The sequence below is a fragment of the Staphylococcus sp. HGB0015 genome, from assembly GCF_000411275.1.
Classification (GTDB): domain Bacteria; phylum Bacillota; class Bacilli; order Staphylococcales; family Staphylococcaceae; genus Staphylococcus; species Staphylococcus schleiferi.
The window spans coordinates 1-13,143 of sequence record NZ_KE150419.1 but is presented as its reverse complement, the minus strand read 5'-3'; the positions used below and the strand labels follow the sequence as shown (position 1 = coordinate 13,143).

Sequence of the window (13,143 nt, the reverse complement as noted above, 5' to 3'; positions counted from 1 at the left end):
GAAACGAAGGGTAACTTTGAATCTCAGCCTCTATTTTAATGTAGGAGTGTTTTGAACTATGCGGCAAAATTGGAAAGCGACAGACCACCTCGTTCTTGCAGTATCAACTGGAATCGATAGTATGGTGTTGTTACATCAATTATTGCATCAATATGCGTCGACGTATGAACAATTAACTTGTTTGCATGTCCATCATGGGTTGCGAGAGGCATCTCATCAAGAAGCGCTGTTCATTAAATATTATTGCGATATGCATAACGTCCCTCTTTATATTAAACAATTGGATTTATCACAAGCAGTTTCAGAAGGTAGAAGTATTCAAAACGATGCAAGAGAAATGCGTTATCAATGGTTTGATGATATGATGAATGCGTTGAATGCGGACTGTTTATTAACTGCACATCATCAAGATGATCAAGTTGAAACCATCTTTTACAGAGTTTTTACTGGCAGAAGCACACGGAGCCCATTAGGTATGGCAGATAGTGAACGAAGAAAGGACTATCGTCTACTAAAACCTCTGCTTGAAACAACGAAAGCACAAATCCGTTCATATCAACAAACATATAATGTCCCTTACTTTGAAGACGAATCCAATGCAACTGAAAACTACATACGCAATATGATTCGACATCGTTTGTTGCCTTCGATTCAAGACAGCCCGCAGCTACAAACGCAGCATTTATTAAAGTTAAAATCGTTTCATGATGAAGCACAACTGTTAATGAGAAACGAAGCGCAATCTTTTATTGAAAACTATGTGACAAAACAAGATGAGGGTGTTGTTTTGCCTAGAAAAACATTTAATCTGTGCACGCCACATGTTAAAATGTTAATCTTGGATCAATTGTTACAAGAATTTGATGACATCGTCACTATTAGTGAAAAAGCATACTATGATTGGTTTCATAAACTAGAGAGTGACGTTGCACAAACGCCGTTAATGCATACGCATCAATGGCATGCAGATGTTGTATATAATCAATTAATGATAATGAAACCGAGTCTGTACACTGCAGATTCACAACCGTTGCAAGTCGACCAAGAGGGAACTTACCATTTTGGTTTATATCGCATCAAAATAGAAGACTTTCATGAGATGAACACGGAATACATTACAATCCGTTCGCGTCATGAAGGTGATCATGTGACCTTAGATTCAAACCACCATAAAAAAGTATCGCGTTTAATGATTGATGCAAAGGTGCCTACGCAATTGAGGGAACAAATGCCAATTGTTGAAACATTAAATGGTGATATTTTAGCAGTGGGTACATTGTATGTTCGCAAGCAGTATGAAAAATTTATAAAGATTCAATTTCTGGGAGATGACAAAGATGAAAAATGATTTGAAAGAAGTATTGCTGACTGAAGATGATATTCAAGCAATATGTGAAACACTTGGCCGTAAAATTACGGAAGATTATAAAGGTAAAGATTTATTTTGTGTCGGTATCTTAAAAGGATCTGTTTTATTTATGACAGATTTAATCAAGCGCATTGACGTGCCCCTCGCAATAGACTTTATGGATGTTTCGAGTTATCATGGCGGTACAGAATCTACAGGCGAAGTTCAAATACTTAAAGATTTAGGTTCATCTATTGAAAATAAAGATGTTTTAATCATCGAAGATATCCTTGAAACAGGGACGACATTGAAGTCAATTACAGAATTATTAGCTTCGCGTCGAGTTAAATCATTAGAAATCGTGACATTATTAGATAAGCCTAATCGCCGAAAAGCAGAAATTGAAGCCAAATATGTTGGTAAAAAAATTCCTGATGAATTTGTCGTAGGTTACGGCTTAGATTATCAAGAAAAATATCGTAATTTACCTTATATTGGTACGCTTAAACAAGAAGTTTATGCAAAATAAATAATTTTAAAAATCATATGGTGTGTCAGTTGATGAAAGTCAATTACTAGCCATTTGTCAATCAATTATGGTAAAATTTTTATTAGTTTTATATTTGAAGTAGGAGGAAACGACGCATGCAGAAAGCTTTTCGTAATGTGCTGTTTGTAGCAATTATCGGCGTTGTTATTTTTGGGTTGTTTTCGTGGATTAATGGTAACGGAAATGTACCTAAAGAATTAACTTATAACCAATTTATACAAAAATTAGATAAAGGTGAATTGAAAACATTAGAAATTCAACCTGAGCATAACGTATATAAAGTAAGTGGTAAGTTAAAGAACAATGACGATTATGCATCGACAATTCTGTTCAATAATGATAAAGAATTGGACAAAATCACTGAAACAGCTAAAGAACAAAAAGGATTAGATTTTACAGTTAAAGAAGAAGAAGGACAGAGTGTATTTGTAAGCATCATTTCTACATTAATTCCAGTCTTAGTCATTGCCTTGCTCTTTATCTTCTTCCTTAGTCAAGCACAAGGTGGCGGCGGCGGTGGCCGTATGATGAACTTTGGTAAATCCAAAGCCAAAATGTATGATAGCCAAAAAGGAAGAGTACGCTTCTCAGACGTTGCAGGTGCAGATGAAGAAAAACAAGAGCTCATCGAAATTGTAGATTTCTTAAAAGATAATAAGAAATTTAAACAAATGGGTTCACGTATCCCTAAAGGGGTCTTATTAGTAGGGCCACCGGGTACAGGTAAAACATTACTTGCGCGTGCTGTTGCTGGCGAAGCAGGTGTGCCGTTCTTCTCGATTAGTGGTTCGGACTTTGTTGAAATGTTTGTCGGTGTCGGTGCAAGCCGTGTACGTGATCTATTCGAAAATGCGAAGAAAAATGCGCCGTGTATCATTTTTATAGATGAAATTGACGCAGTCGGTCGCCAACGTGGTGCGGGCGTCGGTGGTGGACACGATGAACGTGAACAAACGTTAAACCAATTACTTGTTGAAATGGATGGTTTTGGTGAAAATGAAGGCATCATTATGATTGCGGCAACGAACCGACCAGACATTTTAGACCCGGCATTATTACGTCCAGGTCGATTTGACCGTCAAATCCAAGTAGGTCGTCCTGATGTGACAGGTCGTGAAGCGATATTACATGTTCATGCTAAAAATAAACCACTTGATGAAACAGTAGATCTTAAAGCGATTGCGCAACGTACACCAGGTTTTTCTGGTGCTGACTTAGAAAACCTATTAAACGAAGCATCGCTTATTGCTGCACGAAGCGGCAAAAAGAAAATCGATATGCGCGATATCGAAGAAGCAACAGACCGTGTTATTGCCGGTCCTGCTAAAAAATCACGCGTAATTTCTGACAAAGAAAGAAATATTGTAGCCCATCACGAAGCCGGACATACAATTATCGGTATGGTATTAGACGAAGCGGAAATCGTACACAAAGTTACAATCGTTCCGCGTGGTCAAGCCGGCGGTTATGCGATGATGTTACCAAAACAAGACCGTTTCTTAATGACTGAACCAGAGTTATTAGATAAAATTTGTGGTCTGTTAGGTGGGCGTGTCGCTGAAGACATTATCTTTAACGAAGTTTCTACAGGTGCATCTAATGACTTTGAACGTGCAACACAAATCGCACGTGAAATGGTGACACAGTATGGTATGAGTAAAAAACTTGGACCGCTACAATTTAAACACGGCGGTGGACAAGTGTTCTTAGGTAAAGATATGTCTGGTGAACCTGAATATTCAGGACAAATTGCATTTGAGATTGATAAAGAAGTTCAACGTATCATTAAAGAACAATATGAACGTTGTAAGCAAATTCTTTTAGAACATGAATCTCAACTTAAACTTATTGCTAAAACATTATTAACTGAAGAAACATTGGTTGCTGAACAAATTCAATCATTGTTCCATGAAGGACATTTACCTGTAGTGAATTATGATGACGCACAAGTAGTCAATCACTCAGAAAATAAAGACTTTGACGAAGGTAAATATGGCAAGTCTTACGATGATATTCGCCGTGAACAACAGTCATTAACGCAACATCCAAGTGAACGCCGTCATGACGAATCATCAAATGAAGAGAAGCAAGATAACGATCAAAAAGATCAAACTTCTCATCAAGAAGACGAGGACAAAGATACAACAGGTTACGAACAAGAACCTAAAATCGATCGTCCAGGCGATAATGAGCCACGTCAATAAAAGATAGAATGGACTTTTCTTTAAAGTGAAAACTTTTTAGAAAAGTCCGTTTTACTTATGAAGTATCGTTTACTAATGGTAATGAAAAGTGATACAGATGTGTTGTGAGTCATTTTAGTTGTGTCTCTAAGCACATGCGCGTATGATAATGCGCAGTAGTTATTGTATACAATACATTGACATATAGAGGTGTGATTGAAATGTCGTTGCACTTCAACTTAAACGCTATATAAAGATAACGTATTTAGTGTTAATAAGATTTTGAATCTGTTAAAAATGATATTTGTATCAAAAAGCTTTAAAAACATTGTAGAAGGATTGAAGGAGTGGTATAGAAAGATGACACAAGATTATTTAGTAAAGGCATTAGCATTTGGCGGGGAAATTCGAGCGTATAGTGCAAATACGACAAATACAATTCAAGAAGCACAAACACGCCATTATACTTGGCCAACAGCTTCAGCTGCATTAGGTCGTACAATGACTGCAACAGTGATGATGGGGGCAATGTTGAAGGGTGAACAAAAATTAACAGTAACTGTTGACGGTGACGGCCCAATCGGTAAAATTATTGCAGATGCTAATGCAAAAGGTAAAGTTCGTGGTTATGTATCACAACCACAAACGCATTTTCCATTGAATCCACAAGGCAAACTCGATGTCCGTCGTGCTGTTGGAACTAGCGGTGCGATCAACGTAGTTAAAGATGTGGGTATGCGTGATTATTATACAGGTAGTAGTCCGATTGTATCTGGAGAACTTGGTGAAGATTTCACTTATTACTTTGCTAACAGTGAACAAGTCCCATCATCAGTGGGAGTCGGCGTGCTTGTAAATCCAGACAATACTATTAAAGCGGCGGGCGGTTTCATTATTCAAGTGATGCCGGGTGCTCAAGAAGAAACGATTGATCGCTTAGAAGCGGCTATTAATAGCATGAAGCCTGTTTCAAAATTAATTGACGAAGGATTGACACCTGAAGAAATGTTACAAACGATACTTGGCGAAGATAATGTGACATTTTTAGAGACAGTTCCAGTTGATTTTGAATGTCAATGTGGACATGATAAATTTTTAAATGCGATTAAAGGTTTAGGAGAAGCAGAAATTGAGAATATGATAAAGGTAGATCATGGTGCAGAAGCAGAATGTCATTTTTGTAGAACACGCTATCACTATACCGAAGAAGAGCTTAAGGCGTTATTAGTTGAAATGTCTTCTTAAATTTTTAATCGTTGAAGGGGCTTGCATTTTTCTAAAGAAAAGACGCGTATTTCAGGGAATAATTGATATTAGTGCTTTTGCAAAGGTCTAAATAGTGGTAAACTAAAGATATCCGATTCAAAAACTATGTATTTAACGAAATATAACTTTGATAAAGCGAGGTATCAACTTATGGTCAGAAAACCTGTAGAGAATATAACTGAAATTATTGGACAAACACCTGTGGTAAAATTGCGTCATCAAGCAGGTGAAGATGCAGCTGATATTTATGTGAAATTAGAATATCAAAACCCAGGCGGCTCTGTAAAAGACCGTATTGCATTGGCGATGATTGAACAAGCTGAAAAAGAAGGAAAAATTAAGCCAGGCGATACAATTGTCGAACCTACTTCAGGAAACACAGGGATTGGTTTAGCGTTCGTATGTGCGGCAAAAGGATATAAAGCGGTATTTACAATGCCAGAAACAATGAGTCATGAGCGTCGTAACTTATTAAAAGCATACGGTGCAGAATTAGTCTTAACACCAGGCGCTGAAGCAATGAAAGGCGCAATTAAAAAAGCGAAAGAACTTAAAGAAGAGCATGGTTATTTCGAACCACAACAATTCGAAAACCCTGCCAATCCGAAAGTGCATGAATTAACAACTGGACCTGAGCTAGTTGAACAATTCGAAGGTAAAACAATTGATGCATTTTTAGCTGGTGTAGGAACTGGCGGTACGTTATCAGGTGCCGGTAAAGTGTTAAAAGAGAAATATCCAGATATCCAAATTGTTGCGATTGAGCCAGAAGCTTCTCCAGTACTTAGTGGTGGAGAACCAGGACCACATAAATTACAAGGTTTAGGTGCAGGATTTATTCCAGGCACATTGAATACAGATATATACGACGAAGTGATTAAAGTGGGTAACGAAGTGGCGATGGAAACGTCACGTCGTGTAGCTAAAGAAGAAGGTATCCTAGGCGGTATTTCTTCAGGTGCTGCCATTTATGCTGCGATTCAAAAAGCAAAAGAATTAGGTAAAGGTAAAACAGTTGTGACTGTATTACCAAGTAATGGTGAACGTTACTTATCTACACCACTTTACAATTTTGAATAAAAGCTGACTAAAGAGATTGAAGCGTCCAATGACGATGCTTCAATCTCTTTTTTATGCTTAATATGTGGTATGTGGCAACGAGATGCTGTGCTGCCATGTATATTTGATAAGTCAAACCATCGTTCTAGTTTTCTTTATTGAGACGAGACAGCGTCATCAACGTGATATTGACGTGGCTATGAACGAATCAAGAGGGTTTGGTTGAAAAATTTGCTATAATAAATTTGTTCAAAAAAGAATTTTTCGTATAATGAGCTATCTCAAACAGAAAGGAAGGATTCCTATGCAGCAAACTCAAATTATGGGTATATTGAATGTCACACCAGATTCTTTTTCTGATGGTGGCCAGTTTAGCGAAGTCGATAAAGCAATCGAACATGCCAAACAGATGGTTCAAGAAGGTGCGCATATCATTGATGTAGGAGGTGTTTCGACTCGACCCGGCCATGAAAATGTAAGCATAGAAGAGGAAATGAAGCGCGTAATCCCTGTGGTCAGTGCACTGAAAGGTATCGATGCAGACATTTCTGTTGATACTTTTCGAAGCGAAGTGGCTGAAGCGGCCTTGAAAGAAGGCGCAACAATCATTAATGATCAATGGGCAGGTATTTACGATGAACGCATGTTTAAAGTGGTGGCGCAATATCAAGCGAGCATCATTTTAATGCATAATGGCGATGGTACACGTGATGTTCCTGTCGTGGATGAAATGCTTGTAACACTATTAAAGCAAGCGAATAAAGCCGTATTGGCAGGAATTCCAAAATCAAAAATTTGGTTAGATCCAGGAATTGGTTTTGCTAAAACAAGGGAAGAAGAACGTGAAGTGATGGCCCGTTTAGATGAATTAGTGGCTACAGGCTATAAAGTACTGCTGGCTACAAGCCGTAAACGTTTTGTTAAATTACTGCTTGGCGATGATAATAAAGTGGATGAACGCGATGAAGGTACAGCCGCTACAACTGCTTATGGCATTATGAAAGGGGTTCACGGTGTACGTGTGCACAACGTATTGATGAATGCGCGACTTGCTAAAGCAATGGACGGATTGAAAGGATATGAACATGACAGATAAAATATTTTTAGAAGGTTTAAACTTTTATGCTTATCATGGTGCACTATCAGCGGAAAATGAAATAGGACAAATTTTTACAGTAGATATCGAAATGAAAGTGGATTTACAAGAAGCGGGACAATCTGATCAAGTAGAAGATACCGTTCATTACGGCGAAGTCTATGAAGATGTTAAAGCAATCATGGAAGGTCCTCCTTCTAATTTACTAGAACATCTTGCGGAACGTATTGCATTACGTATAAATTCACACTATAATCGTGTAATGGAAACAAAAGTTAGAATTACAAAAAAGAATCCGCCCATCCCAGGTCATTATGAAGGTGTTGGTGTGGAAATAGTAAGGGTGAGCCATCATGGTTGATGCATATTTAGGATTAGGAAGTAATATAGGTGACCGTGAAAATCAATTAAAAGAAGCGATTCGCCTATTACGTGAAAATGAAGCTATCGAAATCATCGCGATTTCACCTATTTATGAAACGAAGCCAGTAGGATATACAGAGCAACCTGATTTTTTAAACTTATGTTTGCATATTAAAACAGAACTTTCAGCCCAAGCGTTGCTAAAAGTTGCCTTAAATACAGAGGCGGAATTACACCGCGTGCGTAAAATACGATGGGGACCTCGCACAATAGATATCGATATTTTATTATATGGAGATGAAGTCATCGATGAGACTGATTTGATTGTTCCTCATCCACGTATGACTGAACGCGCATTTGTGATGATTCCATTAAATGATATTGCAGCCAACGTCATTGAACCCCGATCAGGTCAAATGATTCAAAATATCGTGCAACAAGATGAAACAGTGGTAAAATATAAAAGTTAACTTGTTTCGATGCTTGATGAGGATTGAACCTGAAGCATTAATGAATTTTGGATGAGAAATCACACCGTTTATTATTGAGAGACAGGTGAATTCATCGATGAATCGTATAGCGATGGAAAATTAATCATGCATGGTTATGCTTACATCGTTGAGAGGGTTTCAAAAACGAAAAGTTGGCGTAATGGAATGCGAAAGCCTGACTCTTAGCATTGAAAGGGATTAGAGGTAATGGTAAAACGCATAAAGCTTTAAACCAAAATAGAAGCAGAAAAGTCGGAAGTACGCATACAATTCCGTGATGAGATGCTTGGAAAACAATAAACAATAGAAGTATAAGCAGTGAAAAGGAGAGGTAAGAATGACAGAAGAAATGAATGACCAAATGCAGGTCCGCCGTCAAAAATTACAAGAGTTACGAGATTTAGGAATTGACCCGTTTGGCGAAAAGTTTGATCGTAATGGAGACGCTAAAACATTAAAAGCGCAATGGGATCAATATTCTAAAGAAGAACTTGTAGAAAAAGAATCAGAAAGTCATACCGTCATTGCAGGTCGTATTATGACAAAACGAGGTAAAGGTAAAGCCGGTTTTGCGCATATTCAAGACTTAACAGGGCAAATTCAAATTTATGTGCGTAAAGACCAAGTTGGAGACGAACAATTTGATCTTTGGAAAAGTGCAGATTTAGGTGATATTGTCGGCATTGAAGGTGTGATGTTCAAAACAAACACAGGCGAAGTTTCAGTAAAAGCGAAGTCATTCAAACTTCTATCAAAAGCATTACGTCCGTTACCGGATAAGCACCATGGTTTACAAGACATAGAGCAACGTTATCGCCAACGCTACCTTGACTTAATAACAAATGAAGAGAGTACGAAAACGTTTATTAATCGCAGCCGTATCCTTCAAGAAATGCGTAATTATCTAAATGATAAAGGCTTTTTAGAAGTTGAAACACCAATGATGCATCAAATTGCAGGTGGTGCTGCTGCACGCCCATTTGTTACACATCACAACGCTTTAGATGCGACACTCTATATGCGTATAGCGATTGAATTACACCTTAAACGCTTGATTGTTGGTGGATTGGAAAAAGTTTACGAAATTGGACGCGTTTTCCGTAATGAAGGTGTATCTACACGTCATAACCCTGAATTTACAATGATTGAATTATATGAAGCTTACGCTGACTATAAAGATATCATGGCTTTAACTGAAGAATTAGTGGCGCATGTTGCACGTAAAGTTTTAGGAACAACAACAGTACAATATGGCGATTACACAATCGAATTAGAGCCAAAATGGCGTCGTCTTCATATGGTTGATGCTGTAAAAGAAGCTACCGGCGTAGACTTTTACGAAGTGAAATCAGATGAAGAAGCACATCAACTTGCCCAAGAACACGGCATCGAAGTTGATAAAAATATGAAGTATGGTCATATCCTTAATGAGTTTTTCGAACAAAAAGTTGAAGAAACTTTAATTCAACCGACATTTATTTATGGTCATCCAATTGAAATCTCGCCATTAGCGAAGAAAAACCCAGAAGATCCGAGATTCACAGATCGTTTCGAACTATTCATTGTAGGTCGTGAGCATGCGAATGCTTTCACAGAGCTTAATGATCCAATCGATCAACGTGAACGTTTTGAAGCGCAACTTGTTGAAAAAGAACAAGGTAACGATGAAGCGCATGAAATGGATGAAGATTTCATTGAAGCGTTAGAATACGGAATGCCACCAACAGGCGGATTAGGTATCGGTATCGATCGTCTTGTGATGTTATTGACAAACTCACCATCGATCAGAGACGTATTATTATTCCCTTACATGCGTCAAAAATAAATTGAAGCAGCATAAATGAACTGCGGTTAGACGTTTTAATCAGTGTGTATGCTTAGTACATCCTTAATATTGAAATAATATTGGCAAGGGTGAGGCAAGGGAGTCAATTTGAACTTTGTCTCACTCTATTTTTATAGTGCTAATCCTTTTTAAGTTAGAAAGGCGCTTTTTTTGATAAACGCTGCGTTAGAATGTTGTGTTGAAGCGGTTATCGATACAAAGAAAATGGCTTTAAAAGAGCTATATCAATGGTTTTTATCTCAATAAAAGTTGAAGATGAAAAAAATATAAAAAAGTTACGAAAAAATGTTGACTTTATTGCAAGAATTGATTAATATATAAAAGTCGTCAAATTCAGTGACAAACTTATTTAAACTGTTTGTAAAAAACTTAAACAAAGTGTAAAATTAACTATTGAAAAGTATTTACAAAAATTGTATTATAATAAGGTAGCCAAAACGAGCTACTTAATAAAAAAGTTATTGTCTGGTGACAATGGCAAAGAGGTCACACCTGTTCCCATGCCGAACACAGAAGTTAAGCTCTTTAGCGCCGATGGTAGTCGGACTGACGTTCCGCGAGAGTAGGACGGTGCCAGGTTATTTTACATAATAGGAGAATTAGCTCAGCTGGGAGAGCATCTGCCTTACAAGCAGAGGGTCGGCGGTTCGAACCCGTCATTCTCCACCATTTGCCGGCCTAGCTCAACTGGTAGAGCAACTGACTTGTAATCAGTAGGTTGGGGGTTCAAGTCCTCTGGCCGGCACCATTTCATGAGCCATTAGCTCAGTTGGTAGAGCATCTGACTTTTAATCAGAGGGTCAGAGGTTCGAATCCTCTATGGCTCATCATTCAAAATACTATCGAGCAGAAGTAGTTCAGCGGTAGAATACGACCTTGCCAAGGTCGGGGTCGCGGGTTCGAATCCCGTCTTCTGCTCCATTATTTTGCCGGGGTGGCGGAACTGGCAGACGCACAGGACTTAAAATCCTGCGGTGAGAGATCACCGTACCGGTTCGATTCCGGTCCTCGGCACCATTATTATTTAGCGCCCGTAGCTCAACTGGATAGAGCGTTTGACTACGGATCAAAAGGCTATGGGTTCGACTCCTATCGGGCGCGCCATTTTAAATATACGGGAAGTAGCTCAGCTTGGTAGAGCACTTGGTTTGGGACCAAGGGGTCGCAGGTTCAAATCCTGTCTTCCCGACTTCTTAAAAATCTTGGGGGCTTAGCTCAGCTGGGAGAGCGCCTGCTTTGCACGCAGGAGGTCAGCGGTTCGATCCCGCTAGTCTCCACCATTATTTTCTTGAATGAACATTGAAAACTGAATGACAATATGTCAACGTTAATTCCGATAATTTGAGTACTTCAACGTACTTTAAAGAGTGATTGACTTAATCAATCAAACGAGCTATATCAAGCTTACTTCTTTTATGGAGAGTTTGATCCTGGCTCAGGATGAACGCTGGCGGCGTGCCTAATACATGCAAGTCGAGCGAACGGACGAGGAGCTTGCTCCTTTGAAGTTAGCGGCGGACGGGGGAGTAACACGTGGGTAACCTACCTATAAGACTGGAATAACTCCGGGAAACCGGGGCTAATGCCGGATAACATGTTGAACCGCATGGTTCAACAGTGAAAGACGGTCTTGCTGTCACTTATAGATGGACCCGCGCCGTATTAGCTAGTTGGTGGGGTAACGGCCTACCAAGGCGACGATACGTAGCCGACCTGAGAGGGTGATCGGCCACACTGGAACTGAGACACGGTCCAGACTCCTACGGGAGGCAGCAGTAGGGAATCTTCCGCAATGGGCGAAAGCCTGACGGAGCAACGCCGCGTGAGTGATGAAGGTCTTCGGATCGTAAAGCTCTGTTGTTAGGGAAGAACAAATGTGTAAGTAACTGTGCACGTCTTGACGGTACCTAACCAGAAAGCCACGGCTAACTACGTGCCAGCAGCCGCGGTAATACGTAGGTGGCAAGCGTTATCCGGAATTATTGGGCGTAAAGCGCGCGTAGGCGGTTTTTTAAGTCTGATGTGAAAGCCCACGGCTCAACCGTGGAGGGTCATTGGAAACTGGAAAACTTGAGTGCAGAAGAGGAAAGTGGAATTCCATGTGTAGCGGTGAAATGCGCAGAGATATGGAGGAACACCAGTGGCGAAGGCGGCTTTCTGGTCTGCAACTGACGCTGATGTGCGAAAGCGTGGGGATCAAACAGGATTAGATACCCTGGTAGTCCACGCCGTAAACGATGAGTGCTAAGTGTTAGGGGGTTTCCGCCCCTTAGTGCTGCAGCTAACGCATTAAGCACTCCGCCTGGGGAGTACGGTCGCAAGACTGAAACTCAAAGGAATTGACGGGGACCCGCACAAGCGGTGGAGCATGTGGTTTAATTCGAAGCAACGCGAAGAACCTTACCAAATCTTGACATCCTTTGACCGCTCTAGAGATAGAGTTTTCCTCTTCGGAGGACAAAGTGACAGGTGGTGCATGGTTGTCGTCAGCTCGTGTCGTGAGATGTTGGGTTAAGTCCCGCAACGAGCGCAACCCTTGAGCTTAGTTGCCATCATTAAGTTGGGCACTCTAAGTTGACTGCCGGTGACAAACCGGAGGAAGGTGGGGATGACGTCAAATCATCATGCCCCTTATGATTTGGGCTACACACGTGCTACAATGGACAATACAAAGGGCAGCGAAACCGCGAGGTCAAGCAAATCCCATAAAGTTGTTCTCAGTTCGGATTGTAGTCTGCAACTCGACTACATGAAGCTGGAATCGCTAGTAATCGTAGATCAGCATGCTACGGTGAATACGTTCCCGGGTCTTGTACACACCGCCCGTCACACCACGAGAGTTTGTAACACCCGAAGCCGGTGGAGTAACCATTTTGGAGCTAGCCGTCGAAGGTGGGACAAATGATTGGGGTGAAGTCGTAACAAGGTAGCCGTATCGGAA

Annotated in this window: 9 protein-coding genes, 8 tRNA genes and 2 rRNA genes; all 19 read left to right on the top strand. The window is 40.0% G+C overall.

Annotated features, from left to right (window positions below):
* The first annotated feature begins 58 nt into the window (after window positions 1-58).
* Window positions 59-1,348 carry a tRNA lysidine(34) synthetase TilS gene (gene tilS / locus HMPREF1208_RS11330; protein ID WP_016426503.1) on the top strand — a complete coding sequence of 430 codons (1,290 nt, stop codon included), beginning with the start codon at window positions 59-61 and terminating at the stop codon, window positions 1,346-1,348.
* On the top strand, window positions 1,338-1,877 hold the full coding sequence (gene hpt / locus HMPREF1208_RS11325; RefSeq protein WP_016426502.1) for a hypoxanthine phosphoribosyltransferase: 540 nt from the start codon (window positions 1,338-1,340) through the stop codon (window positions 1,875-1,877). The genes tilS and hpt overlap by 11 nt, the downstream gene beginning before the upstream one ends.
* 116 nt (window positions 1,878-1,993) lie before the next feature.
* Window positions 1,994-4,102, top strand: coding sequence for an ATP-dependent zinc metalloprotease FtsH (ftsH, locus tag HMPREF1208_RS11320; protein WP_016426501.1), 2,109 nt, complete (start codon window positions 1,994-1,996; stop codon window positions 4,100-4,102).
* Window positions 4,103-4,441: 339 nt separating this feature from the next.
* Window positions 4,442-5,326 carry an Hsp33 family molecular chaperone HslO gene (hslO, locus tag HMPREF1208_RS11315; protein ID WP_016426500.1) on the top strand — a complete coding sequence of 295 codons (885 nt, stop codon included), beginning with the start codon at window positions 4,442-4,444 and terminating at the stop codon, window positions 5,324-5,326.
* A gap of 171 nt (window positions 5,327-5,497) precedes the next feature.
* Complete coding sequence (cysK, locus tag HMPREF1208_RS11310; RefSeq protein WP_016426499.1) at window positions 5,498-6,427, top strand: cysteine synthase A; 930 nt, start codon at window positions 5,498-5,500, stop codon at window positions 6,425-6,427.
* A gap of 283 nt (window positions 6,428-6,710) precedes the next feature.
* Window positions 6,711-7,502, top strand: coding sequence for a dihydropteroate synthase (folP, locus tag HMPREF1208_RS11305; RefSeq protein WP_016426498.1), 792 nt, complete (start codon window positions 6,711-6,713; stop codon window positions 7,500-7,502).
* On the top strand, window positions 7,492-7,863 hold the full coding sequence (folB, locus tag HMPREF1208_RS11300) for a dihydroneopterin aldolase (protein ID WP_016426497.1): 372 nt from the start codon (window positions 7,492-7,494) through the stop codon (window positions 7,861-7,863). The genes folP and folB overlap by 11 nt, the downstream gene beginning before the upstream one ends.
* A complete protein-coding gene (gene folK, locus HMPREF1208_RS11295; protein ID WP_016426496.1) occupies window positions 7,856-8,335 on the top strand; it encodes a 2-amino-4-hydroxy-6-hydroxymethyldihydropteridine diphosphokinase in 480 nt (159 codons plus the stop codon). Before folB ends, folK begins: the two co-directional genes overlap by 8 nt.
* Before the next feature lie 358 nt (window positions 8,336-8,693).
* Window positions 8,694-10,181, top strand: coding sequence for a lysine--tRNA ligase (gene lysS / locus HMPREF1208_RS11290; protein WP_016426495.1), 1,488 nt, complete (start codon window positions 8,694-8,696; stop codon window positions 10,179-10,181).
* Between the two features lie 485 nt (window positions 10,182-10,666).
* A 5S ribosomal RNA gene (gene rrf, locus HMPREF1208_RS11285) occupies window positions 10,667-10,781 on the top strand.
* A gap of 14 nt (window positions 10,782-10,795) precedes the next feature.
* Window positions 10,796-10,871 (top strand) — tRNA-Val (locus HMPREF1208_RS11280).
* 3 nt (window positions 10,872-10,874) lie between these two features.
* A tRNA-Thr gene (locus HMPREF1208_RS11275) sits at window positions 10,875-10,950 on the top strand.
* Between the two features lie 6 nt (window positions 10,951-10,956).
* A tRNA-Lys gene (locus HMPREF1208_RS11270) sits at window positions 10,957-11,029 on the top strand.
* A gap of 19 nt (window positions 11,030-11,048) precedes the next feature.
* A tRNA-Gly gene (locus HMPREF1208_RS11265) sits at window positions 11,049-11,123 on the top strand.
* 7 nt (window positions 11,124-11,130) lie between these two features.
* A tRNA-Leu gene (locus tag HMPREF1208_RS11260) sits at window positions 11,131-11,219 on the top strand.
* A 10-nt stretch (window positions 11,220-11,229) separates the two neighbouring features.
* A tRNA-Arg gene (locus HMPREF1208_RS11255) sits at window positions 11,230-11,306 on the top strand.
* Between the two features lie 11 nt (window positions 11,307-11,317).
* A tRNA-Pro gene (locus HMPREF1208_RS11250) sits at window positions 11,318-11,391 on the top strand.
* 15 nt (window positions 11,392-11,406) lie between these two features.
* Window positions 11,407-11,482 (top strand) — tRNA-Ala (locus HMPREF1208_RS11245).
* A 132-nt stretch (window positions 11,483-11,614) separates the two neighbouring features.
* A 16S ribosomal RNA gene (locus tag HMPREF1208_RS11240) occupies window positions 11,615-13,143 on the top strand; the annotation flags it as partial.